Source organism: Proteus hauseri (assembly GCF_040139125.1).
GTDB lineage: Bacteria > Pseudomonadota > Gammaproteobacteria > Enterobacterales > Enterobacteriaceae > Proteus > Proteus hauseri_B.
Genome location: NZ_JBEEUB010000006.1, coordinates 253732 through 277192 on the forward strand (window position 1 = coordinate 253732; position 23461 = coordinate 277192).

Here is a 23461-nt window from a genome sequence, read left to right on the forward strand (position 1 = left end):
GTATAAAAAGTAAAAATAGAGATGAAATCTTATTATTGATATTCTAAACAGTTGTTATACTGCGAAGACTATTTGATTTTATGGATATTATTATTGTGCAAAATAGCATTAAACTTTCGGATAAAATATTAGACGCTTTCCCAACCAGACCCTTAAAATTAGTCCCTCTAAGAGGGGATAGTGGGCTATTTCGCACCTTATTCTTAGTCATCACCATGTTTGCACTAACAGCATTTAGTGCTTATCAAATTCCTAATATTCTTTATGATTATAAAATCAGTGAAAATGCAGTTCCTATAGATGCTAGTATCAAAGGTTCTTGTCGTTCTCAACTTCTAATTATCACTAACTGTAGTGTTGATTTGCGTTATAAAGGTAATGAAGTTTCTCGTAATTTTACCTTTTTAGACTTTGGTTCAAAGGATGTACTTGTTGAACCTGTTGCTGATGCAAACGATATAAGTAAAATGACAGTAGATGTTGCGATAGATAATATGTGGCTGCGCTTTATTAGTACGATTGTTTTTATTGGCTTATTTGGCTTTAGTGTTATCTTTTTTATTTATCGTCAAATATTGACGAGTAAAGTCAAGGCAGCATTATTATCAGTTGGCACTAAACCTTTAAAATTAACTGCTATTCCTGCCAAAATGGTTATTAGTAATAAGCAATTTATTGCAACTTATAAAATTAATTTAGCAGGAAAAGAGATCGCTATTGCTTATTCTGGTAATAAAAAAACACCCCCAATAGTTATTGAGGTGAATGGCAATACTTATGTACTTGCTGTTTACGATCCGCAACAAAATATTCCTTATGCATTGGATGTGCCTTTAGCGAGAATTCAAGCAACTGAAGAAGAGAAACAGCGTTTTCATGAGGCATTAATAGCAGAAGGATTGCTGTAGTTCTATTATGGTTTATGGTGCGTTTTCTCATTACTTTTCGTTAGCAGTGAGAAAACGCCAGCAATAGTACTAACAAGTTAATTGAATAGCGTATTATCAGCCGCCAAAAATTTTAGCTTTCAGTATATCCATTCCAGCACTAACTAAATCTAAATTTTCAGGAATAACGCCATTAGGTGTGACTTTATCAATTAATTTAGGTAAATATTGTGCTGCCATTTCAGACGCTTCACCCGCACTCATATTAATCTTTGTTGCTAGATCATTGATTACAGGTGATGAGAAAATTTGCACAATCTGTTCTGCATTAATCGGTAAATTTGCACTTGTTCCTATCCATGATTGAATCAGCTCACTTAAACCAGCAGAATTAAATTGCTTAACTAAACCTTCAATTCCTCCTTGAGATTCAACCCAGTCTAGTACTGTTTTGTATTGATTGATTTTTTCACCGCCAAGTAGGCTTGCGATTTGGTTAAATAAGCTCATGGTTACTCCGGTGACAAAATGATTATTGCCACAAAATTAAATATTAATTTTAAAGGGGGGTAGTGTACGCGAAGTTATTATATTCATCTATACTCGTCATACTTCAAGTTGCAGCGTTGTTGACTTCGTTTATTCGCACTAGTCACCTACTTTAGTATGCTCCTAGCTTTTTTTAAGGAATAGATTCACTTGTCGCCTAGCTGCACCTTGAATTATTTAGGGTATATGTTTGCATCTGTTCAAGTTGCAGCGTTGTGACTGCGTTTATTCGCACTAGTCACCTACTTTAGTATGCTCCTAGCCTTTTTTAAGGAATAGATTCACTTGTCGCCTAGCTGCACCTTGAATTATTTAGCGTATATGTTTGCATCTGTTCAAGTTGCATCGTTGTTGACTTCGTTTATTCGCACTAGTCACATACTATTGTATGCTCCTAGCGACTCATTCGTTTGTCGCCTAGCTGCACATTGAATTATTTAGCGTATATATACTCAATAGGATCTTTATTGCATCTATACTAATAATTAGGATGTAGGCATTAGTGTTGCGAATGATTGACGCAGGTGAGTATTCATAAGGCATTTATTGAAAATGTATTTTGAACGTCAGATTTTGTGATGCTAATCACGTTTTTATGAAATTGTTACTTTGTTTGGTTCGCTGTAAGTGACGCTAGTCACTAAAAAAGGTCTGGGGATCCGATAAAGTAAGTCTTAATTTAATGAACATTGGTTTTGTCCCATTGAGGAGTCCGATATGTCTGATGTATTTCACTTAGGTTTAACTAAAAATGACCTACAGGGTGCAACTTTAGCAATAGTTCCGGGTGATCCGAAACGTGTTGAAAAAATCGCAAAATTAATGGATAACCCTGTTCATCTGGCCTCTTTACGTGAATACACGTCATGGCGTGGCGAAATTGATGGTAAAGCAGTTATTGTTTGCTCTACTGGTATCGGTGGTCCATCAACCTCTATCGCAGTTGAAGAACTTGCTCAGTTAGGTATTCGCACCTTCCTACGTATAGGTACAACTGGTGCTATTCAAGAACACATCAATGTTGGTGATATCTTAGTAACAACAGCTGCAGTTCGTTTAGATGGCGCTAGCTTGCATTTTGCCCCATTAGAATACCCAGCAGTTTCTGACTTTGAGTGTATGAATGCACTTTATAAAGCGGCGACAGATAATGGTTCTACAGTACATGTAGGTGTAACTGCATCTTCAGACACTTTCTACCCAGGACAAGAGCGTTATGACACTTACACTGGTCGTGTAACTCGTCGCTTTCAAGGTTCTATGAAAGAGTGGCAAGAAATGGGCGTAATGAACTACGAAATGGAATCTGCAACATTGCTGACAATGTGTGCAAGCCAAGGTTTACGCGCAGGTATGGTTGCTGGTGTTATCGTCAATCGTACTCAACAAGAAATTCCAGATGCTGAATTACTGAAGAAAACAGAAAATAATGCACTCGGTATCGTGATTGAAGCGGCTCGCATTTTAATGAAATAAGTTTGTTAACTTGAATGTTAAAAGCCCTTAATTGAAGTGACCCCAATGATTGAATAGCCAATTATTGGGGTTTTTTTATGTCCAATACAATCATCCCTTAATGCTAATCCATCTTTTGATCTTATCGGCTTGCTTGGATAATCCATCAAAAATGGCATTACTTATGTGCTCAGGGAAATCTGCTGGTAGCTGAGTTAATACAGTAGTGCTATTTTCTCTTGAGCTCCAGCAAGGGAGATCCGAAAGTCCACATCTTCTTTGATTCCAAGGGGAACGGGTTGGTAACCGTCTAGCAGTTCTTCAATTTGTTTTTTATCCAGAGGTTCGGCATGTATTTCCATCACTTACCACTCCTTGCTCCAAGTCTTACCTTCATTTAGTGTTGAACCACGTTTCACTACATGGAGTTCCAGATCCAAAGAAGCGAGTATTTTGAATAACGTTTCGAGCTTCGTTGATTCAGGCTTGTTCTCAAAATCAGAGACTGTTGTCTGTTTGATACCAACTTGTTCTGCAGTTTGTGCCTGAGTCAGTTTGCTTTGCTTACGTTGATCTCGCATGGCGGCGGACAACATAGCGGGTGTGGTTATCTTCATTTAGCCCCCAATAATAGTCATCTCCACTCTCCCCTACAGGGGATAAAATCAATTTAACCCCTATAGGGGATAAAGCTAATTTAACCTCTACAGAGGATAAAATCAATTTAACCGCTACAGGGGATAAAATGAGATTTTAAATACAAATAAGTTCCAAAATAATAAAATATTAGAGATTTTTTATGCATTAATTCATTAAGTTAATATGAAATGACAATAGAACCTCATTTCTGTTAAGGTCGTTAGAGTCTGAACAATACAAAAAATGAAAAGAGGCGTTATGACTGATATTTTGCAGATACATCCTTCGGTATTGCCTTTAAAAGGTGGTATTAATTTTCGTGATTTAGGCGGAAAAAAACTTAACAATGGTGGTGTGATTAAATCGGGTATGCTATTTCGTTCGGGATCACTCGATAGATTAACAGATAGTGATCAATCACTTCTTATTGATAGAAATTTATTTCAAATAATTGATTACCGCGATAATAGCGAAATTGTTGATAAACCCGATAGAGTTTGGAATGGTGCGCAATATTATCATGCACCTGCGAATCCATTATCAAAAGAGGTCTCCGCAGACCTAGAGAAATTAACACCTGAATTACTTGAACAGTTTGATGCTAAAGATTTTATGTTTAAGTTATATGATTTGTTGCCAATTAATAACCCAGCATATAAACAATTAGCAACGCTATTACAGCAACCAGAAAAAGGTGGTGTGGTGCAACATTGCGCTGTTGGTAAAGACAGAACTGGAGTCGGTTCCGCGTTAGTGTTGTTTGCCTTAGGTGCATCACCGGAAGTTGTAATGGAAGATTATTTGTTAACGAATGAAACACTGGCTCCTTATCGTGACTATTTATTAAAAGAGCATGCAAAGACGTTAAGTGAGAATATTGTTGATAAATTTGCTTATGTGTATTCAGTGCAAGAAGCCTTTTTACACACTGCACTAGAGAGCATTAATCGCCATTATGGCAATATTGATACTTGGCTAGAAAAAGATATTGGCTTGGATGCTAATAGTAGAGATAAACTACAAAATTATTTTCTAGAGTAATAAAGTGATTTATATTCAGTTAATCGCCCTTTTTTATTTTAATTAGCTTAACTGAATTAAGGTCTCTATTTTGACTGTACAAGACATTATTCACACCATTACTTTCTTTGTAAAAGAACACGAAATTTGGGCTATCCCTATCGTGTTCTTTCTTGCATTTGGCGAATCACTGGCATTTATTTCACTGTTATTACCTGCGACTGTTATTTTATTGGGGCTTGGTGCTCTAATTGGCGAGAGTGGATTATTTTTTTGGCCTATATGGTTAGCCGCAGCTTTAGGGGCTTTTTTCGGTGATTGGCTCTCTTATTGGATTGGCTTCCATTATAAAGATGGCGTAAGAAATATGTGGCCTATTTCGCGTTCTCCTCAAGTATTAGTTAGAGGGCATCATTTTTTTAATCGCTGGGGGGTATGGGGGGTTTTTATTGGTCGATTCTTTGGACCTTTTCGCGCCGTCGTGCCCCTAGTTGCGGGTATTTGTGCAATGCCACAGCGTTACTTTCAGGTCGCTAATTTAGTTTCAGCGATGATATGGGCGTTTGGTATTTTGGCACCCGGTGCGTTTGGTTTGCAATGGCTTGCTAAATGGGTGGGATAACTGCGTACTTTATCGCAAATCAACGTATGATATGAATTGTTGCTAGACAATGTTATCTATGCGCTTTAACGTAGCCCGCTGGAAAGTAAAAAGGTCACTTTAGTGGATATTCAGTTGTTATATGGGATCATTGGTTTATTAGGCGGTGTACTCACTGGAGGGATCCTTGTTTGGTGGCTTATCCAACAGCGCTTATCAGACAAAGAAACCATGCTACGTGATAACTATACACAGCTTGCAATTGCACAAGAAAAAAGTGCGATTATTCCATCATTACAACAGCATATAGAGCAACTAGAGCAAGAGTTACGTGCACAGCGTGAAATTATTACCTCTCAAGAAGCAGAACTTCGAGAGGTAACAACACGTTGGGAAGAGAGCCGATTATCTGCTGAAGAGAAACAGCGTTTACTGTTAAACAGTGAACAACGTCTGGCAACGCAGTTTGAAAATTTAGCTAATCGCATTTTTGAACAAAGTGGGCGCAAAGCAGAAGAGCTTAATAGACAAGGTTTAACCCATCTACTTTCTCCTTTTCGTGAGCAATTAGAGAACTTTCGCCGACAAGTTCAAGATGGCTTTGGGCAAGAGGCACGAGAGCGACACACCTTAGTTCATGAAATTCGCCAACTTCAACAATTGAATGTGAAAATGGCGCAAGAAGCAGTAAACCTGACTAATGCTTTAAAAGGTGACAATAAGATACAAGGAAACTGGGGTGAAACCGTTCTTGCTCGGATATTAGAATCCTCCGGATTACGTGAAGGGCATGAATTTGAAACACAAGTCAGTATTCGCCATGAAAACGGTGGACGCTATCAACCTGATGTGATTGTTCATTTGCCTCATGGTAGAGATGTTATTATTGACGCTAAAATGTCGCTGGTGGCTTATGAAAAGTACTTTAATAGTCATGATGATAATGAACGCAAACAAGCACTTCATGCTCATGTAAACTCAATTAGAACGCATATTCGGGGATTGAGCACCAAAGATTATCATAAGCTTCCAGGCGTAACCTCGTTAGATTATGTTTTAATGTTTATACCAATAGAACCTGCTTACCTTGTTGCTATTGGTCATGCACCTGATCTGTTAGAAGAAGCATTAAAAAATAATATAATGTTAGTTGGACCATCTACTTTACTTGTTGCTTTGCGTACAATAGCTGCATTATGGCGTTATGAATATCAAAGCCAAAATGCACAAGAAATTGCTGACAGAGCGGCTAAAATGTATGACAAATTAAGACTTTTCGTTGATGATATGCAAGGGCTAGGAAATAGCATTCAAAAAGCGCAGTCTGGCTATCTATTAGCGATGAAAAAACTCTCAGAAGGTCGTGGAAACCTTATTAGTCAAGCAGAAAGCTTTAAATCCTTAGGGGTTGAAATAAAAAAAACGATTGATGATGATCTCGTTGAAAAGTCAACTTCTGATTGATTTTTATAAATAAATAGACATGAAGTTTCCAGATAAAGACCAGTACTGATTTACTGAATTTTGATTAATTAGCGGGCAAATACTATGACTCAACAAACAAAGGAAACAACAGATTTTGGTTTCCAAACCGTTGACAAAGATGATAAACAAACAATGGTTGCACGTGTTTTTCACTCTGTCGCTTCTAAATATGATTTAATGAACGACCTTATGTCTTTTGGTGTTCACCGCATCTGGAAACGCTATACCATTGAAGCTAGTGGTGTTAGACGTAATCAGCGTGTTCTTGATCTTGCTGGCGGTACTGGGGATTTAACAGCTAAATTCTCTCGTCTAGTGGGTGAGAATGGTGAAGTTGTTCTTGCCGATATTAATGACTCTATGCTGAAAATGGGACGCGAAAAACTGCGTGACCACGGCATTGTTGGTAATGTTAATTACGTGCAAGCAAATGCCGAAGAACTCCCTTTCCCAGATAACCATTTTGATTGTATTACAATCTCTTTTGGTTTACGTAACGTAACAGATAAAAACAAAGCACTACGCTCAATGTTCCGTGTGTTAAAACCGGGTGGACGTTTATTGGTTCTTGAATTCTCTAAACCTGTTTTGGAACCTTTAAGCAAAATTTATGATGCTTACTCTTTCTATATCCTACCAAGAATTGGTCAAGTTATTGTTAATGATGCAGAAAGCTATCGTTATTTAACGGAGTCTATTCGTATGCATCCAGACCAAGAAACCTTAAAAGGCATGATGGAAGAAGCTGGGTTTGATCAAGTCACCTATACCAATATGACTGGGGGTGTAGTTGCCTTACACAAAGGATTTAAATTCTGATATGGAAAAAGCCTCTTTTTCTCATGACATCGCATCACAAGTGCTCTATCCGCTGCTAACAGCATCAATGGAAACTGCACTTAACCATGTTTTGTATCAGGAAAATGTGCTTAAACCTGCCCGCAATCGTCTTGCGGGCAAGGTATTAGCGCTTTCTATTGATGAGTTTCCTCATTCCATTTACTTAATCTTTAGCGAGCAGCAAATTGATGTATTAAGTCAATGGGATGATAAAACCGATTGTACGATTAAAACTAAATTATTGACGTTGATGAAACTGACCGATCGTCAGAAGATGTCTGCATTAATTAATCGTGGTGACATTGTTATTGACGGTGATATGCAGGTGGTTCAACACTGGTCTGCATTACTGGATATGGCTGAGTGGGATCCTGCACAATATTTAGCGCCTTATATTGGCGATCTTGCTGCACAAGGGCTTTCTGTTGTTGCTGGGAAAAGTGTCCAGGTGCTTACAACGCTGTTTAGTCGGCAAAAAGATTATTTACGAGATACCCTAATTGAAGAGTGGAAAACAGCACCTTCAACATTAGAGACAGTTCATTTTTATGATGAAATAGAACAACTCGAACAACAAACTGCCGAGTTTGAAAAACGGTTAAGCACATTGGAGAAAAAATAATGCTCCTTAGCGAGTTAAAGCGCCTCTATCATATTATTCAGGTATTTTTATCTTATGGGCTTGATGAGCTTATTCCTAAACATCGAATTACATTACCTATAAGAATAGGGCGTAGAGCACTATTTTGGATAAAAAATCAGCACACAGATAAACCTTTAGGTGAACGCTTACGACTTGCATTGCAAACATTAGGACCCGTTTGGATAAAATTAGGTCAGATGTTATCAACTCGACGTGATCTTTTTCCGCCTCAAATTGCAGATCAACTCGCATTATTACAAGATAAAGTCGCTCCTTTTGATGGCAAGAAAGCACGCCAATACATAGAGGCATCATTTGGCTGCCCTATTGATCAGTGGTTTGATGATTTTGATGAAACACCATTGGCATCAGCATCTATTGCACAAGTTCATACAGCAAAATTAAAAGAAAATGGCAAAGAGGTCGTTTTAAAAGTTATTCGTCCTGATATTCAGCCAATCATTAAAGCGGATATTCGCTTAATGTATCGACTAGCGAATTTACTGCCATTTTTACCTGATGGTCGTCGGTTAAGACCCAAAGAAGTTATCCGTGAATATGAAAAAACATTGTTGGATGAGTTAAATTTATTACGTGAAGCGGCTAATGCAATTCAATTACGTCGTAATTTTGAAAATAGCTCAATGCTCTATATTCCAGAAGTTTATTCAGATTATTGCCATGAAAATGTGATGGTCATGGAGCGTATTTATGGTATTCCTGTTTCTGATATAAATGCACTAAATGCACAAAACACCAATATGAAACTATTGGCGGAGCGTGGTGTTAAAGTCTTTTTCACTCAAGTGTTTAGAGACAGCTTTTTCCACGCAGACATGCATCCTGGTAATGTTTTTATTAGTTATGAGCATCCTGAAAACCCATATTACATTGGAATTGATTGCGGTATTGTCGGCTCGCTAAATAAAGAGGATAAACGTTACCTTGCGGAAAACTTTTTAGCCTTTTTTAATCGCGATTATCGTAAGGTTGCAGAGTTACATGTTGATTCTGGCTGGGTTCCTGCGGATACCAATGTCGAAGATTTCGAGTTTGCTATTCGTACCGTATGTGAGCCAATTTTTGAAAAGCCACTTTCAGAAATCTCTTTTGGTCATGTGCTACTTAATCTTTTCAATACTGCACGTCGCTTTAATATGGAAGTACAGCCACAATTGGTGCTGTTACAAAAAACGTTACTCTATGTTGAAGGACTTGGTCGTCAGCTTTATCCTCAGCTTGACCTGTGGAAAACGGCAAAACCATTTTTAGAAGATTGGTTACACAGCCAAATTGGTTTAACGGCATTAGTGAATGGCATAAAAAGTAAGGCACCTTACTGGATTGAAAAAATGCCAGAGATACCAGAATTAGTTTATGATAGTCTGAAACAACATAAAAATATGAAGTTAACGCTGGATAAATTGACGGAACAAATAGGTTCGCAAAGAGTCAAACATAGACAGTCGTTATTTTTATTGGGTATAGGTACGACACTGTTTTTATGCGGTAGCCTGTTTTTTGTATCTGGTTTTAAAACATTATTTAGTGTTTTTATCAGTTTAGGTCTTCTTGCATGGATTTGGGGTTGGTTCAAATCTGGTAATGCACAATAAAAACACATCAAAGTTTGTCTTTGAGCAAGTTAAAAGATGAATTCGAGATTCCCGAAAATTGGATTCGTTGTATATAATGAGCACTGTTATTAAGTATAACCCCGAAAATAGTTGAGGAACATAAAATGGGCGGTATTAGCATTTGGCAATTACTCATCATCGCTGTCATCGTTGTTTTATTATTTGGTACAAATAAACTGCGTACATTAGGCTCAGATTTAGGTGCCTCTGTAAAAGGTTTCAAAAAAGCCATTGGTGACGAAAATAGTAACGATAAAGAAGCCAACAGCGCTGAAAAAACAAATAACGATGCAGATTTTGAAACAAAAAATTTAGCTGAGAAGACTTCAACAGAACAGAAGTCTACAACTGAGAGCAAAAATAAAGAGCAGGTGTAAACCGTGTTTGACATTGGTTTTAGTCAGCTGCTATTGGTCATGGTGATCGGTCTTGTTTTTCTGGGGCCGGAACGTTTGCCCGTAGCAGTAAAAACAATTGCTGGCTGGGTGAGGGCGCTACGCTCTTTGGCTGCGAATGTGCAAAATGAGTTAACTCAAGAATTAAAACTTCAAGAGCTTCAAGAGAGCCTGAAGAAAGTTGAAGAGAAAGCGAATTTGCAAAGTTTATCGCCAGAGCTTAAAGCGTCTATGGATGAGTTAAAAGAGGCTGCACAGTCTTTAAAACAAACTTATCAAGCACCGACAACGCCAGACTCTACAAAAGAGCAGTCTGTAAAAACCGACTCTGCGGGATCCTCACCTTCTGATTTAGCCGCTCTTGCTGAGTCTGATGACGTTAACGATGATGCTAACAGCAATAAGTCTGTAGCTGAAAAAGTTATTAAACCAGAGGTTCCTGTTCCTGTTTCAGTTACACCAGTAACAACAGTAACAACAGAGAAAAAAACAACTGATCAGGCAAATGGTGAGCATTAAAAGATGGCAGTAAATGACACTCAACCCCTGATCAGCCACCTGATAGAACTGCGTAAGCGTTTAATGTATAGCTTAGTGTCTGTTCTGGTGGTCTTTTTAGGGCTGGTTTATTTTTCTAACGATATCTATCAATTAGTCTCAGCGCCATTACTGGATAAGCTGCCAAAAGGGTCGAATATGAGTGCGACGGATGTCGCATCAACGTTTTTGACCCCGATTAAATTGACAATAATGGTATCAATTTTTGCTTCTGTACCTGTGATCCTTTATCAGGTATGGGCGTTTATCGCACCAGCATTGTATAAACACGAACGCCGTCTAATGCTACCGTTGCTTGTTTCAAGTACGTTACTGTTTTATATCGGTATGGCGTTTGCTTATTTTGTTGTGTTCCCTCTCGCATTTGGTTTCTTTGTTACGACTACCCCTGAAGGGGTGAACTTTATTCCTGATATCAGTAAATATTTAAGCTTCGTGATGACGCTTTTTATGGCTTTTGGTGCTGCATTTGAAGTACCTATTGCGATTATTTTACTGTGCTGGAGTGGTGTAACAACGCCAGAAGCTTTAAAGAAAAAACGCCCTTATATTTTAGTCGGTGCTTTTGTTGTTGGGATGCTATTGACACCACCTGATGTCTTTTCTCAAATATTACTTGCAGTACCTATGTACCTACTGTTTGAAGTCGGTGTCATGGTATCTCGTTTTTATGTAGGAAATGGCAGAAGAAAGACACCAGAAGAAGAAGCCGAAGAAGCTGAAGAAGCGGACGCGGTAGAAACCGAAGAGCAAAAATAATTTCAGAATTAACCTTCTCTGAAAACTATATAGTATTAACCCAGCTTTTGCTGGGTTAACTTTTTATAGGGCTACTGCTTTTTAAATTCTTTATTATCCAATGATTTTTTAACTTCGCTATTTAATATATTTAAAAGCAAAATTGAACGCGCTTCACCATCAGGCTCTTGATATATCGCTTTTATTCCTTGAAAAATACCCTCTGTAATTAAAACGCTATCACCACTGTGCGGTACATTTTGTTCACTATAAATAATGGGTGAAAGCTGAGGTATTTGTAATGTATCGATAACATCTTGCGGTACAGTAACGGGATATTGTCCAAAGCGAACAAAAGAGTTAACACCTCGTGTCGAATTAATGGTTGTTGTATGAATGATTTCGGGATCAAATTGGATAAACAGATAATTAGGAAATAGGGGTTCTGTTACGGTTGTGCGTTTGCTTCTAACCAACTTTTCTATTGAAACCATAGGCGTAAAACATTCCACTTGCTGGCGTTCTAAGTGTTCGATAGCACGAGGGATTTGTCCTCGTTTACAATATAGTAAATGCCAATTTTTCATAATAGAGACAATAGGTTAGTTAATTTGAATATTGCGATGATAACAAATATATGATTAAGGGGACAGAGTATTACTATCAGCATGAAGGAAAAAGAAAACAACGATGTTTTATTCTGAAAAAAAAGAATAAAAGCTGTGTGCATACGCAATAAATGTCGCTGTTTTTATTAGTTTTAATAGGATCTCAGATAGAGGTAACAAGTTGACAAAAAAGTGATGGTAAAATGAAGAAAAAACTTCCAAGATAATTATCTTAGATTCTAATTCATAATTATAAAGAGGTTCTGAAATGGAAGTTTTTTTATTAAGTAACGGAAAAATCGCCGGGAATCCACAATGGTTAAGTTATGCTAAAGAACCTATCGATAGCATGATTAAAAAACGCGGTATTCGTTCAGCAGTGCTAATTGCTTATGCTGTTATCCGCTCTGATCACGACCAACGTGCTCGTGATTTATCAGAAGTTTTAGGCATTGAAGTTACTTGTATTGAGCATTTTGATTCAGAAGTCGAAGCCATTAATAATGCTGAATGTATTTTAGTGAGCGGTGGTAATACTTGGTTATTAAATCAAATGCTGCATGAGAAAGGATTGGTTGTTCCTATTCAACGTGCGGTGCGTGAACGTAGTATTCCTTATATTGGTTGGAGTGCGGGTTGTAACGTAGCCACACCAACAATTCGTACTACAAACGATATGCCAGTTCGTTCTTCTGTCATTATGCCTTCACTTGGTCTATTCCCTGTTCAAATTAATCCTCACTATATCGATGCTTCTATTAGCGGACATATGGGGGAAACTCGTGATGAGCGTATTGCAGAATTCTGTGCAATCAATCCAGAAGAAATTGTTGTCGCTATTCGTGAAGGTAGCTATTTATATATCCAAGGCGAAGAGCTGAGTTATTTTAGTGCCAAAAATGAAGGGTTTAAAATCTTCCAACATGGAAAAACTTTCCCTGAACAGTTTGATACCAAAATGCTTTCAGAGTGGGTTCCATTCCGTTGTCTATAAATTTAATGAACAATTTCAAATAAAAAGCATTGCTTTTTAGTGAGTTATGCGTTTAGCTTATAGTGTCTTAAAGAGGGCTTAGCCCTCTTTTCTTTCACTCACTGGCTCGTAAAATTATGATGAAATACCGCGATTTAAGAGATTTTCTTTCATTACTAGAAGAAAAAGGTGAATTAAAACGTATCACCTTTGAAATAGATCCCTACCTTGAAATGACCGAAATAGCGGACAGAACTTTACGTGCCGGAGGACCTGCACTGTTGTTTGAAAATCCGAAAGGTTTTGATATGCCAGTGCTTTGTAACTTATTTGGTACACCAGAACGTGTGGCAATGGGAATGGGGCAAGAAGATGTAAAAGCACTGCATGAAGTCGGTAAATTGCTCGCTTTTCTTAAAGAACCTGATCCACCAAAAGGTTTTCGTGACCTATTTGATAAGTTACCTAAGTTTAAACAAGTATTAAATATGCCAACAAAACGCCTGAGTAAAGCACCTTGTCAGGAGGTTGTTTTAACGGGTGATGATGTTGATTTAACGACCATTCCGGTTATGCACTGTTGGCCTGAAGATGCCGCGCCTCTTATTACTTGGGGATTAACAGTCACCAGGGGTCCACTTAAAGAGCGTCAAAATCTGGGTATTTATCGTCAACAAGTGTTAGGCAAAAATAAAGTCATTATGCGTTGGCTTTCGCATCGTGGTGGTGCTTTAGACTTTCAAGAATGGTGTCAAAAACACCCCGGTGAACGCTTCCCTGTTGCAGTTGCACTAGGCGCTGATCCTGCCACTATTTTAGGTGCAGTAACACCAGTACCAGATACATTATCTGAATATGCATTTGCTGGTTTATTACGAGGTAATAAAACCGAAGTCGTTAAATGTATTTCTAATGATCTTGAAGTGCCAGCAAGTGCTGAAATTATTCTTGAAGGTTATATTGAGCCTGGTGAACTTGCGCCTGAAGGACCTTATGGTGACCACACTGGTTATTACAATGAAGTTGACTCTTTCCCTGTGTTTACTATTACACATTTAACTCGTCGTAAAGATGCAATTTATCACTCTACTTATACCGGTCGCCCGCCTGATGAGCCTGCTGTTTTAGGTGTCGCATTAAATGAAGTTTTAGTCCCTATACTGCAAAAACAGTTCCCTGAGATTGTTGATTTTTATCTTCCTCCTGAAGGTTGTTCTTATCGTTTAGCGGTTGTGACAATGAAAAAACAGTACGCAGGTCATGCTAAACGCGTAATGATGGGGGTTTGGTCCTATTTACGACAATTTATGTATACTAAATTTGTGATTGTCTGCGATGATGATGTTAACGCGAGAGATTGGAAAGACGTCATTTGGGCAATTACAACACGAATGGATCCTGCAAGAGATACCATTATGATGGAGAATACTCCCATCGATTATCTTGATTTTGCTTCACCTGTTTCGGGTTTAGGCTCAAAAATGGGGCTTGATGCCACTAATAAATGGCCAGGTGAAACAGATCGAGAGTGGGGCAGACCTATCGTAATGACAGAAGAAATAAAACAGCGGGTAGATACTATTTGGGAACAGCTCGACATTCTTAAATAATAACAGAGGAACGACATGGCAATCTTGAACTGTAAAGTCTCACTTGTTGAGCCAATGACAGATACGGTTTATCGAGTAAGATTATTACCTGATGGCGCATTTGATTTTCAGGCTGGACAATATCTTTTAGCGGTAATGGATGAGCGTGATAAGCGTCCATTTTCTATTGCTTCTATCCCTGAGAATAAAGACTTTATTGAGCTTCATATTGGTGCATCTGAGCTTAATCTCTATGCAATGGCTGTATTAGATCTTATTTTAGAAACACAACAAATTAAGATTGATATGCCCCATGGGCAAGCATGGTTTAGAAAAGAGAGCCAACGTCCTTTATTATTAATTGCTGGCGGTACAGGTTTTTCTTATACCCACTCTATTTTACTGGCGGCTTTAACTGAGGCTCCACAGCGTTCAGTAACGATTTATTGGGGAGGCAGAGAGAGCCTTCATCTTTATGATCTGAATGAATTGCAGAAGTTATCAGAAAAATATCCGTCATTATCTGTTATCCCTGTTGTTGAACAGCCTGATGATGCTTGGCGGGGGCGAAAAGGTACAGTATTGAGCGCAGTGAGTGAGGATTTTGGCGATTTGTCAGAATATGACATCTACATTGCAGGACGTTTTGAAATGGCAAAAATTGCAAGAGATCGTTTTTGTAATGAGCGAAATGCTGATGAAACTCGTCTATTTAGTGATGCCTTTGAATTTATCTGATCAATAAGATTTCAGTTATTTCTCCTCAAATATTGCATACTTTACTCAAAGCATAAAAAAACCCGCCCCTGACGGCGGGAAAATGGTTGGTTTAACCATGCAATCGAAAAGAATGAGGATAAAAAGAGTGAACTATTAAACCCGTTCAATAATTGTTGCAATCCCTTGCCCTAATCCAATACACATGGTCGCTAGACCAAATTGAGCATCTTTGCGTTCCATAATATTTAGCAAAGAGGTTGTTATTCTTGAACCTGAACAACCTAGTGGGTGCCCTAATGCTATTGCACCACCATTTAAATTAATCTTATCTTCAATACTATCGAGTAAGTTCATCTTTTTCATGCAAGCCAAAGATTGTGCAGCAAAGGCTTCGTTTAACTCAAAAATATCAATATCACTTAGTGTTAATCCTGCTTTTTTCAATGCAATTTCAGTTGCAGGAACAGGACCATAGCCCATAATTGCCGGATCGCAGCCTGTAACAGACATCGAGCGGATCACTGCTCTCGGCGTTAAATTATGTTCTTTGGCATAACGTTCACTGGTGATAAACATTGCGGAAGCTCCATCAGAAACTGCTGATGAGTTACCTGCAGTAACTGATCCTGATACGGGATCAAATACCGCTCTAAGTTGTGCAAGTTCATCAATACTTGGGTTATAGCGGATCACTTCATCATTTTTTACGCTAATAAAATTGCCAGTGCTATCATGACCATTAATCGCAATAATTTCGTTATCAAAATAACCTTGTTGTGTCGCTAATGCTGCTAAATGATGTGAGCGATAAGCAAATTGATCTTGCTCTGCTCTCGTTATTTGAAATGATTTAGCAAGCATCTCTGCTGTTAATCCCATTGAGAATGATGCTTTAGCAACAGAGAGATTTAGCTCAGGATTGAAATCCGCGTTATAGGTCATTGGCACATGACCCATATGTTCAACACCACCAATTAATGCAACTTGGCTATCACCTAACATAATTTGGCGAGCGCCATCATGCAGTGCTTGCATTGATGAACCACATAAGCGATTCACAGTAACAGCAGGAACTTTGTGAGGTAACTCAGCGAGTAATGCAGCATTACGTGCAATATTAAAACCTTGCTCTAATGTTTGTTGTACGCATCCCCAAATCACATCACCAATATCATTTGGATCAATATTAGGATTTCGTTTTAGTAATGCTTGCATCAATTGAGCAGAGAGATTTTCAGCTCTAACATGGCGAAACACACCGCCTTTTGAGCGTCCCATTGGGGTACGAACACCATCAATAATGACAACCTTTTCCATTTCATCTCTCCTTAAGCGAGTTCTCTGATGTTAACATCAACTTTTTTTGGCTTTGGATAATAGGTTTCGTTACGCAATGCTTTTTGTTTTAAGCTATCAGGAACTTGATAAAGTGCTCCTAATGATGCGTACTGTTCAGCATTTTTAACAAATTGAGCTAAGCCGATGGTATCGATATAACGGAAAACACCACCACGGAAAGGAGGGAAGCCTAAACCATAAACAAGAGCAATATCGGCTTCGGCTGGTGTTGCAATAATACCTTCATCTAAACAGCGAATAACTTCATTAATCATTGGGATCATCATGCGTGAAATGATGGCTTCTTGACTAAACTCTTGAGTTTTACCTACATTCTGTTGAATTAAACTCTGAACTTGGCTATCGACTAATTTCTGTTTTTTACCTCGTTTATCAACAGAGTAATTATAGAAACCATGATTGTTTTTCTGTCCATAACGTTGCTGTTCATATAAAAGAGCAATAGTATCGCGTTCTATTGTGCCCATTCTTTCAGGGAAACCTTGAGCCATTACAGCCTGAGCATGATTTGCAGTATCAATACCTACCACATCAAGTAAATAAGCAGGTCCCATTGGCCAGCCAAATATTTTTTCCATCACTTTATCGACAGCGATAAAGTCAGCACCATCTCTTAGTAATAAAGAAAATCCAGCAAAATAAGGGAAGAGTACTCGGTTAACAAAAAAACCAGGACAGTCATTAACGATAATGGGTGTTTTGCCCATTTTGCTCGCATAACTAACAATGCGATTAATTGTTTCGTCACTGGTTTTTTCGCCTTTAATAATTTCGACAAGAGGCATGCGAGGAACCGGGTTAAAAAAGTGCATACCGCAGAAATTTTCAGGACGTTTGAGTGATTTTGCAAGCAGCGAGATTGGGATCGTTGATGTATTTGACGCTAAGATAGCGGTTTCAGCGAGTAACGCTTCTGTTTCAGCAAGAACCGCTGATTTTATTTTTGGATTTTCGACAACAGCTTCGACAACCACATCAGCATCGGAAACTGAAGCATAATTTAGTGTTGGCTGAATGGAGGCTAATGTTTTTGCCATCTCAACGGCACTCATTCTGCCTTTTTCTTGGCGTTTCTGTAATAAGCTCAGGGCTTCATTCATGCCGAGCTCAAGGGATTTCTGGTTGATATCTTTCATTACAACAGGAATGCCTTTTAACGCTGACTGATAAGAAATTCCCCCACCCATAATGCCAGCACCAAGAACAGCCGCTTGTTTAGGTAACTCAGCATGGCGCTTTTTAGTGATGCTTTTTACGTATTGATCATTGAGGAATATACCCACTAATGCTTTAGCTACATCAGTACGTGTCAGTTTTACAAAATTTTCAGTTTCGAGAGCAAGGGCTTCTTCGCGATGAAAGAAAGCCGCTTTTTCAATAGTATTGACCGCTGTAATTGGGGCGGGATAGTGAGGACCTGCTACTTTCATTACCATGCCTTTAGCTACACCAAAAGACATTTTATGTTCAAGGGGCGTTAATCTCAGAGGATCTTTTTTGGGCTGTCGTGCTTTTTGCCAATTTATATTGCCAGCAATTGCTTGCTCTATTAGCGCGATGGCGCTCTCTGTTAGATTTTCTACAGGAACAATGGCTTGAATAAGCCCATTTTTTAAGGCAGTTGCAGCATCGATATCTTTACCCGCAGTAATTATCTCTAATGCATTATCAACACCGATAAGGCGAGGAAGACGGACTGAACCACCAAAACCGGGCATGATACCTAATTTAGTTTCGGGTAAGCCAATACGTAAATCAGGTGATGCGATACGAAAATCCGTTGCCAGTACACACTCACAACCGCCACCAAGTGCATAGCCATTGATTGCCGAGACGGTTGGTACAGGTAGATCTTCTAGCCGATTAAAAATTTGATTTGCAAATTGTAACCATTGGGTTAACTCTTCAACTGGTGCATCAAAGAGTGACAAAAACTCTGTTATATCGGCACCAACAATAAACGCAGGTTTGTCTGAGCGTAAGATAACTCCTTTTAGGTCAGGGGTTTTCTCTAACAGCGTTAAAGCTTCGCTTAACATCGCAACAGTTTTTGTATCTAATTTATTAATTGAACCATTGGCGCTGAAAACGAGTTCAACAATACCTTGCTTCACCCAATTGGCATGAATATTTTCGCTTTGATAGAGCATTTTTATTCTCCCTAAAAGTATAAACTGGTATGACCAGATGTTTAAAGTGTGAATACAATGTTAACTAAATGCAAATGCAAGATTAAAAAAATGCAAACAAGATCACAGTGAAAATATTTAACTAATTGAATTTAATATGATTGCTCTAATAGCAAAAAACAAGCATGCTAAAATAGTGATAATCTGTTTTTGTCGTGGTGTTAGCCAGCGAAAGAGCTGGCGTGTTAAGCTGACTTATTAACAATAAATAAGATAAGGTGATTAATAATGGAAAAATTGCTCTCTCTCTATCAAGAACATATCAAAACCCTACAAAACCGTACTCGTGATGCTTTATCCAGACACCACCTTGATACCTTATTAATTCATTCTGGTGAGCCAATTGGTGTTTTTCTAGATGACTGTAATTATCCGTTTAAAGTTAATGCTCATTTTAAAGCGTGGGTACCTGTAACTGATGTCCCTCATTGTTGGTTATTAGTTGACGGAATGAATAAACCAAAACTTTGGTTTTATTCTCCAGTAGATTATTGGCATAGTGTTGAAGCCCTTCCTAGTAGTTACTGGACTCATGAAATTGAATTGATTCATTTAAAAAATGTTGATGATATTCAAAAAGAGTTAGCACCTTATATTAATCAAAATACGGCTTATATTGGACCTAATACACAACGTGCGAAATCGTTAGATATTAGCAGTGATAACACTAATAATCAGTCACTTATAAATTATTTCCACTATTATCGTGCCTATAAAACAAATTATGAATTAGCCTGTATGCGTGAAGCGCAGAAAATGGCAGTTAATGGACATATTGCCGCTCGTGAGGCATTTCAAGCGGGTTTGAGTGAATTTGATATTAATATGGCGTATTTAATGGCAACAGGTCATCGCGATACAGATGTACCTTATGGAAATATTGTTGCTTTAAATGAGCATGCGGCTGTTTTGCACTATACAAAACTTGATCATGAGTCGCCTGATGAGTATCGCAGCTTCTTGATTGATGCTGGTGCAGAGTATAATGGTTATGCTGCTGATATTACACGTACTTATTCAGCCAAAGAAAATCATGAATTTACCGCTTTAGTAAAAGATATGAATGAGGCACAACAAGCGCTTATTGGCACCATAAAAGCGGGTGTTCGTTATACCGAATACCACCTTCAAATGCATCAGCGTATTGCTGGATTATTACATAAATATGGCATTGTAAAAGGTGTAAGCGAAGAAGAGATGGTAAGCGCTGGCTTAACAACACCATTTTTACCTCATGGTTTAGGTCATGCATTAGGCTTGCAAGTTCATGATGCTGCAGGATTTATGCAAGATGATAAAGGTACACACCTTAGTGCACCTGCAATGTATCCATTCTTACGTTGTACTCGAGTTGTAGAGCCTGGCATGGTATTAACTATTGAACCAGGATTCTATTTTATTGATTCATTACTTGAGCCTTGGCGTGAAGGCAAATATAGCGCGAACTTTAATTGGAAACTGATCGAGCACTTTAAACCATTTGGTGGTATCCGCATTGAAGACAATATTATTATCCATGATAATAAAATAGAAAATATGACGAGAGATTTACACTTAGCCTGATGAAAGCCTATTTGATCCCAGCTGAAACGGTTGAATTCAGTGAAGAAATAAAGAAAAGCCGTTTCATTACCTTTATTGCTCACACTGATGGTATTGATGAGGCAAAAGCGTACATTCAATCTATTAAATTGCAATTTCCTGATGCTCGGCACCATTGCTGGGCATTTGTTGCAGGAAGACCTGATGATTCTCAGCAATTAGGTTTTTCTGATGATGGAGAACCAACAGGAACGGCGGGAAAACCTATTCTAGCACCACTTTTAGGCAGTGGAATGGGCGAAGTGACTGCTGTTGTTGTGCGGTATTTCGGTGGGATCAAATTAGGTACTGGTGGGTTAGTACGTGCTTATGGTAGTGGTGTTCAGCAAGCATTAAAGCTTTTGCAAACTAAAATAAAAGTGCCGCAATCACTCTTTATTGTAGAGTGTGAATATTCACTGGTCTCATTGCTTGAGCAAGTCGTAGAGCAGTATCAAGGACAAGTTTTATCAAGCGAATATACCGATAAAGTGACATTTACACTCTCACTTCCAGCAACAAGTTGTGATGAAGTAGAAGTAAAACTGCGTGATATAAGTCGCGGTAATATGCAATTAAAACCATTAGACAAAAATGAATAATCTTTGTTATCAAGGAAATCGCTAAATGCATTTTCGTTCAATAACTCGTATTGTCGGACTTCTTGTTATCTTATTTTCTGTCACGATGATAATTCCTGGTATCGTCGCGCTGATTTATCGAGATGGTGCAGGGCGTGCATTTAGCCAAACATTTATTGTGGCATTGATTATTGGATTGATGCTATGGATCCCCAATCGCAATAAAAAAAGTGAGTTAAAGCCAAAAGAAGGTTTTCTCATTGTTGTTCTGTTTTGGACAGTGCTAGGTAGTGTTGGGGCATTGCCGTTTATCTTCTCGGAACAGCCGCATTTATCTATTACAGATGCTTTTTTTGAATCTTTTTCAGGATTGACAACCACAGGAGCCACGACACTTGTTGGTCTCGATTCTCTACCTAAAGCGATTCTATTTTATCGGCAAATGCTGCAATGGCTTGGTGGTATGGGGATCATTGTATTAGCTGTTGCCATACTTCCATTGCTAGGTGTTGGGGGAATGCAGCTATATCGAGCTGAAATGCCAGGTCCTCTAAAAGATAACAAGATGCGACCTCGAATTGCTGAAACGGCTAAAGCACTCTGGCTTATCTATGTTCTACTCACTATTGTTTGTGCTTTAGCATTATGGATAGCGGGAATGGATGTGTTTGATGCCATATCTCATAGCTTTTCAACAATTGCGATTGGTGGCTTTTCCACTCACGATGCCAGTATTGGCTATTTTAATAGCCCAACAATTAATGTGATTATCGGTGTCTTTCTATTAATTTCAGGCTGTAATTTTGGTCTGCACTTCGCTGTATTAACGGGACGAAGCCTTAATATTTATTGGCGTGATCCTGAGTTTCGTATGTTTATCTCAATTCAAATTGGATTGGTCATTATTTGTAGCGCAATACTTTGGCTTTATTCTGTTTACGATTCAGGGTGGATAACAATAAATCAGGCATTTTTCCAAGTTGTTTCTATGGCAACAACAGCGGGATTCGCAACGGATAGTTTTGCTCAATGGCCGGCATTTTTACCTCTTCTATTATTGTGTTCAGCTTTTATTGGTGGATGTGCAGGATCAACGGGGGGGGGACTAAAAGTTATTCGTATTTTGCTTTTATTCTTACAAGGTAATAGGGAATTAAAACGCCTTGTTCACCCAAATGCGGTTTACACCATCAAACTTGGACACCGAGCACTTCCTGAAAGGATCATCGAAGCAGTGTGGGGATTTTTCTCTGCTTATGCTTTAGTTTTTATTATTAGCTTAATGTTGCTGATAGCAACAGGGGTTGATGAATTTTCTGCATTTTCGGCTATTGCGACGACATTAAATAATTTAGGGCCAGGTTTAGGTATTGTTGCGGATAACTTTACAACAATGAATCCTGCCGCTAAATGGATACTTGTTGTAACCATGTTATTTGGTCGATTAGAAGTTTTCACATTATTGGTTTTATTTACCCCAACATTTTGGCGTGATTAACCAAGTACAAGGAGTGATGTATGAGCGCGCTATTGCTTTATTGTAGTACTGATGGTCAAACAAAAAAAATAATGACTCAAATTGCGAATGAATTAAGACAACATGGCTATGAATGTGATGTGAGAGATTTAACTGCTGTTCAGCAGAACTTAAATCTTTCTGCTTATAATAAGGTGTTAGTGGGGGCATCGATTCGTTATGGCTACTTTAATAAAGCACTAGATAAGTTTATAACCCGACATCTTTCTCAACTCAACAATATGCCTTCAGCATTCTTTGGCGTTAATCTCACTGCACGAAAAGAAGAAAAGAGCACGCCAGAGACAAATTCTTATATGCGTAAGTTTTTAGATAAGACGCCGTGGAAGCCAACATTAACAGGTGTATTTGCGGGAGCGCTTCTTTATCCTCATTATAAATGGATTGATAGAGTGATGATCCAACTTATTATGAGAATGACAAAAGGGGAAACCGATTCAACAAAAGAAATTGAATACACTGATTGGCGTAAAGTTAGTGAGTTTGCGACTAATTTTGCCCAAATAGGGTGATTTTTAGGCTTTCTTGTACTGTTTCTATGCGCATTGTTGGAGTTTTAGCCGAACAGTAATTTATTTTTAAAAAACACTTGCGCTAATCCGAGATCTCCCTATAATGCGCATCCACTGACCCACGATGAGCTGACAACAGCCTCGAAGGAAAGTGAAGAGAAAAAGAAAAAAGTTTGAAAAAACTCTTGACTCTTCAGAGGAATAACGTAATATACGCCTCCTCGCAACAACGCAGAAGACCGGAAACGGCAGCAATTGTTGCACTGCTCTTTAACAAATTATCAGACAATCTGTGTGGGCACTCGCAGAGACGATATCTTCTAAAATAGTTTAGATGTATATAAGTCTTAAAGAGTGTTTACCAA

The 23461-nt window shown here is 38.4% G+C and carries 24 protein-coding genes; 18 read left to right on the forward strand and 6 right to left on the reverse strand.

What is annotated here, in order from left to right:
* The first annotated feature begins 80 nt into the window (after positions 1-80).
* A complete protein-coding gene (locus ABN099_RS12145; RefSeq protein ID WP_349464049.1) occupies positions 81-908 on the forward strand; it encodes a hypothetical protein in 828 nt (275 codons plus the stop codon).
* A 96-nt stretch (positions 909-1004) separates the two neighbouring features.
* Here the strand turns inward: ABN099_RS12145 and ABN099_RS12150 are convergent, their stop codons facing one another.
* On the reverse strand, positions 1005-1397 hold the full coding sequence (locus ABN099_RS12150) for a YidB family protein (RefSeq protein ID WP_349464050.1): 393 nt from the start codon (positions 1395-1397) through the stop codon (positions 1005-1007).
* A 756-nt stretch (positions 1398-2153) separates the two neighbouring features.
* Here ABN099_RS12150 and udp point away from each other — a divergent pair.
* A complete protein-coding gene (gene udp / locus ABN099_RS12155) occupies positions 2154-2912 on the forward strand; it encodes a uridine phosphorylase (protein WP_349464052.1) in 759 nt (252 codons plus the stop codon).
* Positions 2913-3106: 194 nt separating this feature from the next.
* Here udp and ABN099_RS12160 read toward each other — a convergent pair whose 3' ends face one another.
* Positions 3107-3256, reverse strand: a complete 150-nt coding sequence (locus tag ABN099_RS12160) for a hypothetical protein (RefSeq protein ID WP_349464053.1) — start codon at positions 3254-3256, stop codon at positions 3107-3109.
* Positions 3257-3508 carry a helix-turn-helix domain-containing protein gene (locus ABN099_RS12165; RefSeq protein ID WP_349464054.1) on the reverse strand — a complete coding sequence of 84 codons (252 nt, stop codon included), beginning with the start codon at positions 3506-3508 and terminating at the stop codon, positions 3257-3259.
* Between the two features lie 280 nt (positions 3509-3788).
* Here ABN099_RS12165 and ABN099_RS12170 point away from each other — a divergent pair, with 280 nt between their 5' ends.
* From ABN099_RS12170 to tatC, 9 genes are all read left to right on the forward strand, one after another.
* Complete coding sequence (locus ABN099_RS12170) at positions 3789-4571, forward strand: tyrosine-protein phosphatase (protein ID WP_349464055.1); 783 nt, start codon at positions 3789-3791, stop codon at positions 4569-4571.
* 70 nt (positions 4572-4641) lie between these two features.
* Positions 4642-5172 carry a DedA family protein gene (locus tag ABN099_RS12175; protein WP_349464056.1) on the forward strand — a complete coding sequence of 177 codons (531 nt, stop codon included), beginning with the start codon at positions 4642-4644 and terminating at the stop codon, positions 5170-5172.
* A 102-nt stretch (positions 5173-5274) separates the two neighbouring features.
* Positions 5275-6615, forward strand: a complete 1341-nt coding sequence (gene rmuC, locus ABN099_RS12180; RefSeq protein WP_349464057.1) for a DNA recombination protein RmuC — start codon at positions 5275-5277, stop codon at positions 6613-6615.
* 84 nt (positions 6616-6699) lie between these two features.
* The gene (ubiE, locus tag ABN099_RS12185; RefSeq protein WP_349464059.1) at positions 6700-7455 is read left to right on the forward strand and encodes a bifunctional demethylmenaquinone methyltransferase/2-methoxy-6-polyprenyl-1,4-benzoquinol methylase UbiE; all 756 of its coding nucleotides are present in this window, start codon (positions 6700-6702) and stop codon (positions 7453-7455) included.
* Between the two features lies 1 nt (position 7456).
* Positions 7457-8098: a ubiquinone biosynthesis accessory factor UbiJ gene (locus tag ABN099_RS12190; RefSeq protein WP_349464088.1), complete on the forward strand. Its 642-nt coding sequence runs from the start codon at positions 7457-7459 to the stop codon at positions 8096-8098.
* A complete protein-coding gene (gene ubiB / locus ABN099_RS12195) occupies positions 8098-9735 on the forward strand; it encodes a ubiquinone biosynthesis regulatory protein kinase UbiB (protein WP_349464060.1) in 1638 nt (545 codons plus the stop codon). The genes ABN099_RS12190 and ubiB overlap by 1 nt, the downstream gene beginning before the upstream one ends.
* Before the next feature lie 125 nt (positions 9736-9860).
* The gene (tatA, locus tag ABN099_RS12200; RefSeq protein WP_064718736.1) at positions 9861-10133 is read left to right on the forward strand and encodes a Sec-independent protein translocase subunit TatA; all 273 of its coding nucleotides are present in this window, start codon (positions 9861-9863) and stop codon (positions 10131-10133) included.
* A 3-nt stretch (positions 10134-10136) separates the two neighbouring features.
* A complete protein-coding gene (gene tatB / locus ABN099_RS12205; RefSeq protein ID WP_349464061.1) occupies positions 10137-10670 on the forward strand; it encodes a Sec-independent protein translocase protein TatB in 534 nt (177 codons plus the stop codon).
* A gap of 3 nt (positions 10671-10673) precedes the next feature.
* A complete protein-coding gene (gene tatC / locus ABN099_RS12210) occupies positions 10674-11468 on the forward strand; it encodes a Sec-independent protein translocase subunit TatC (protein ID WP_349464062.1) in 795 nt (264 codons plus the stop codon).
* Positions 11469-11539: 71 nt separating this feature from the next.
* Here tatC and rfaH read toward each other — a convergent pair whose 3' ends face one another.
* A complete protein-coding gene (gene rfaH / locus ABN099_RS12215) occupies positions 11540-12034 on the reverse strand; it encodes a transcription/translation regulatory transformer protein RfaH (RefSeq protein WP_349464063.1) in 495 nt (164 codons plus the stop codon).
* 289 nt (positions 12035-12323) lie between these two features.
* Between rfaH and pepE the strand changes: the two genes are divergently transcribed.
* From pepE to fre, 3 genes are all read left to right on the forward strand, one after another.
* Positions 12324-13049, forward strand: a complete 726-nt coding sequence (gene pepE / locus ABN099_RS12220) for a dipeptidase PepE (protein WP_349464064.1) — start codon at positions 12324-12326, stop codon at positions 13047-13049.
* Positions 13050-13168: 119 nt separating this feature from the next.
* Complete coding sequence (ubiD, locus tag ABN099_RS12225) at positions 13169-14638, forward strand: 4-hydroxy-3-polyprenylbenzoate decarboxylase (protein ID WP_349464090.1); 1470 nt, start codon at positions 13169-13171, stop codon at positions 14636-14638.
* Between the two features lie 15 nt (positions 14639-14653).
* Positions 14654-15355, forward strand: coding sequence for an NAD(P)H-flavin reductase (gene fre, locus ABN099_RS12230; RefSeq protein ID WP_349464065.1), 702 nt, complete (start codon positions 14654-14656; stop codon positions 15353-15355).
* A 135-nt stretch (positions 15356-15490) separates the two neighbouring features.
* Here the strand turns inward: fre and fadA are convergent, their stop codons facing one another.
* Together fadA and fadB are read right to left on the reverse strand one after the other, a co-directional pair.
* Complete coding sequence (gene fadA, locus ABN099_RS12235) at positions 15491-16654, reverse strand: acetyl-CoA C-acyltransferase FadA (protein WP_349464066.1); 1164 nt, start codon at positions 16652-16654, stop codon at positions 15491-15493.
* Between the two features lie 11 nt (positions 16655-16665).
* The gene (fadB, locus tag ABN099_RS12240) at positions 16666-18846 is read right to left on the reverse strand and encodes a fatty acid oxidation complex subunit alpha FadB (protein WP_349464067.1); all 2181 of its coding nucleotides are present in this window, start codon (positions 18844-18846) and stop codon (positions 16666-16668) included.
* A 267-nt stretch (positions 18847-19113) separates the two neighbouring features.
* Here fadB and pepQ point away from each other — a divergent pair, with 267 nt between their 5' ends.
* From pepQ to hemG, 4 genes are read left to right on the forward strand one after another with little or no spacing between them, the layout of a single operon-like run.
* Positions 19114-20448 carry a Xaa-Pro dipeptidase gene (gene pepQ, locus ABN099_RS12245; RefSeq protein ID WP_349464068.1) on the forward strand — a complete coding sequence of 445 codons (1335 nt, stop codon included), beginning with the start codon at positions 19114-19116 and terminating at the stop codon, positions 20446-20448.
* Positions 20448-21068, forward strand: a complete 621-nt coding sequence (locus ABN099_RS12250) for an IMPACT family protein (protein WP_349464069.1) — start codon at positions 20448-20450, stop codon at positions 21066-21068. The genes pepQ and ABN099_RS12250 overlap by 1 nt, the downstream gene beginning before the upstream one ends.
* 25 nt (positions 21069-21093) lie before the next feature.
* Complete coding sequence (trkH, locus tag ABN099_RS12255) at positions 21094-22545, forward strand: Trk system potassium transporter TrkH (protein ID WP_349464071.1); 1452 nt, start codon at positions 21094-21096, stop codon at positions 22543-22545.
* Between the two features lie 20 nt (positions 22546-22565).
* Entirely contained in the window at positions 22566-23096 is a 531-nt protein-coding gene (gene hemG, locus ABN099_RS12260) for a menaquinone-dependent protoporphyrinogen IX dehydrogenase (protein WP_349464072.1), read from the forward strand.
* Positions 23097-23461: the final 365 nt, after the last annotated feature.

Bases quoted from the DNA above. Each gene is read 5' to 3' on its own strand.
- rfaH (WP_349464063.1), bottom strand. From the start codon at position 12,034: ATGAAAAATTGGCATTTACTATATTGTAAACGAGGACAAATCCCTCGT.
- ABN099_RS12170 (WP_349464055.1), top strand. From the start codon at position 3,789: ATGACTGATATTTTGCAGATACATCCTTCGGTATTGCCTTTAAAAGGT.
- tatA (WP_064718736.1), top strand. From the start codon at position 9,861: ATGGGCGGTATTAGCATTTGGCAATTACTCATCATCGCTGTCATCGTT.
- trkH (WP_349464071.1), top strand. From the start codon at position 21,094: ATGCATTTTCGTTCAATAACTCGTATTGTCGGACTTCTTGTTATCTTA.
- ABN099_RS12165 (WP_349464054.1), bottom strand. From the start codon at position 3,508: ATGAAGATAACCACACCCGCTATGTTGTCCGCCGCCATGCGAGATCAA.
- ABN099_RS12190 (WP_349464088.1), top strand. From the start codon at position 7,457: ATGGAAAAAGCCTCTTTTTCTCATGACATCGCATCACAAGTGCTCTAT.
- hemG (WP_349464072.1), top strand. From the start codon at position 22,566: ATGAGCGCGCTATTGCTTTATTGTAGTACTGATGGTCAAACAAAAAAA.
- ubiD (WP_349464090.1), top strand. From the start codon at position 13,169: ATGAAATACCGCGATTTAAGAGATTTTCTTTCATTACTAGAAGAAAAA.
- ABN099_RS12250 (WP_349464069.1), top strand. From the start codon at position 20,448: ATGAAAGCCTATTTGATCCCAGCTGAAACGGTTGAATTCAGTGAAGAA.
- ABN099_RS12150 (WP_349464050.1), bottom strand. From the start codon at position 1,397: ATGAGCTTATTTAACCAAATCGCAAGCCTACTTGGCGGTGAAAAAATC.
- pepQ (WP_349464068.1), top strand. From the start codon at position 19,114: ATGGAAAAATTGCTCTCTCTCTATCAAGAACATATCAAAACCCTACAA.
- fre (WP_349464065.1), top strand. From the start codon at position 14,654: ATGGCAATCTTGAACTGTAAAGTCTCACTTGTTGAGCCAATGACAGAT.
- udp (WP_349464052.1), top strand. From the start codon at position 2,154: ATGTCTGATGTATTTCACTTAGGTTTAACTAAAAATGACCTACAGGGT.
- pepE (WP_349464064.1), top strand. From the start codon at position 12,324: ATGGAAGTTTTTTTATTAAGTAACGGAAAAATCGCCGGGAATCCACAA.
- ubiB (WP_349464060.1), top strand. From the start codon at position 8,098: ATGCTCCTTAGCGAGTTAAAGCGCCTCTATCATATTATTCAGGTATTT.
- fadA (WP_349464066.1), bottom strand. From the start codon at position 16,654: ATGGAAAAGGTTGTCATTATTGATGGTGTTCGTACCCCAATGGGACGC.
- fadB (WP_349464067.1), bottom strand. From the start codon at position 18,846: ATGCTCTATCAAAGCGAAAATATTCATGCCAATTGGGTGAAGCAAGGT.
- tatC (WP_349464062.1), top strand. From the start codon at position 10,674: ATGGCAGTAAATGACACTCAACCCCTGATCAGCCACCTGATAGAACTG.
- ubiE (WP_349464059.1), top strand. From the start codon at position 6,700: ATGACTCAACAAACAAAGGAAACAACAGATTTTGGTTTCCAAACCGTT.
- ABN099_RS12145 (WP_349464049.1), top strand. From the start codon at position 81: ATGGATATTATTATTGTGCAAAATAGCATTAAACTTTCGGATAAAATA.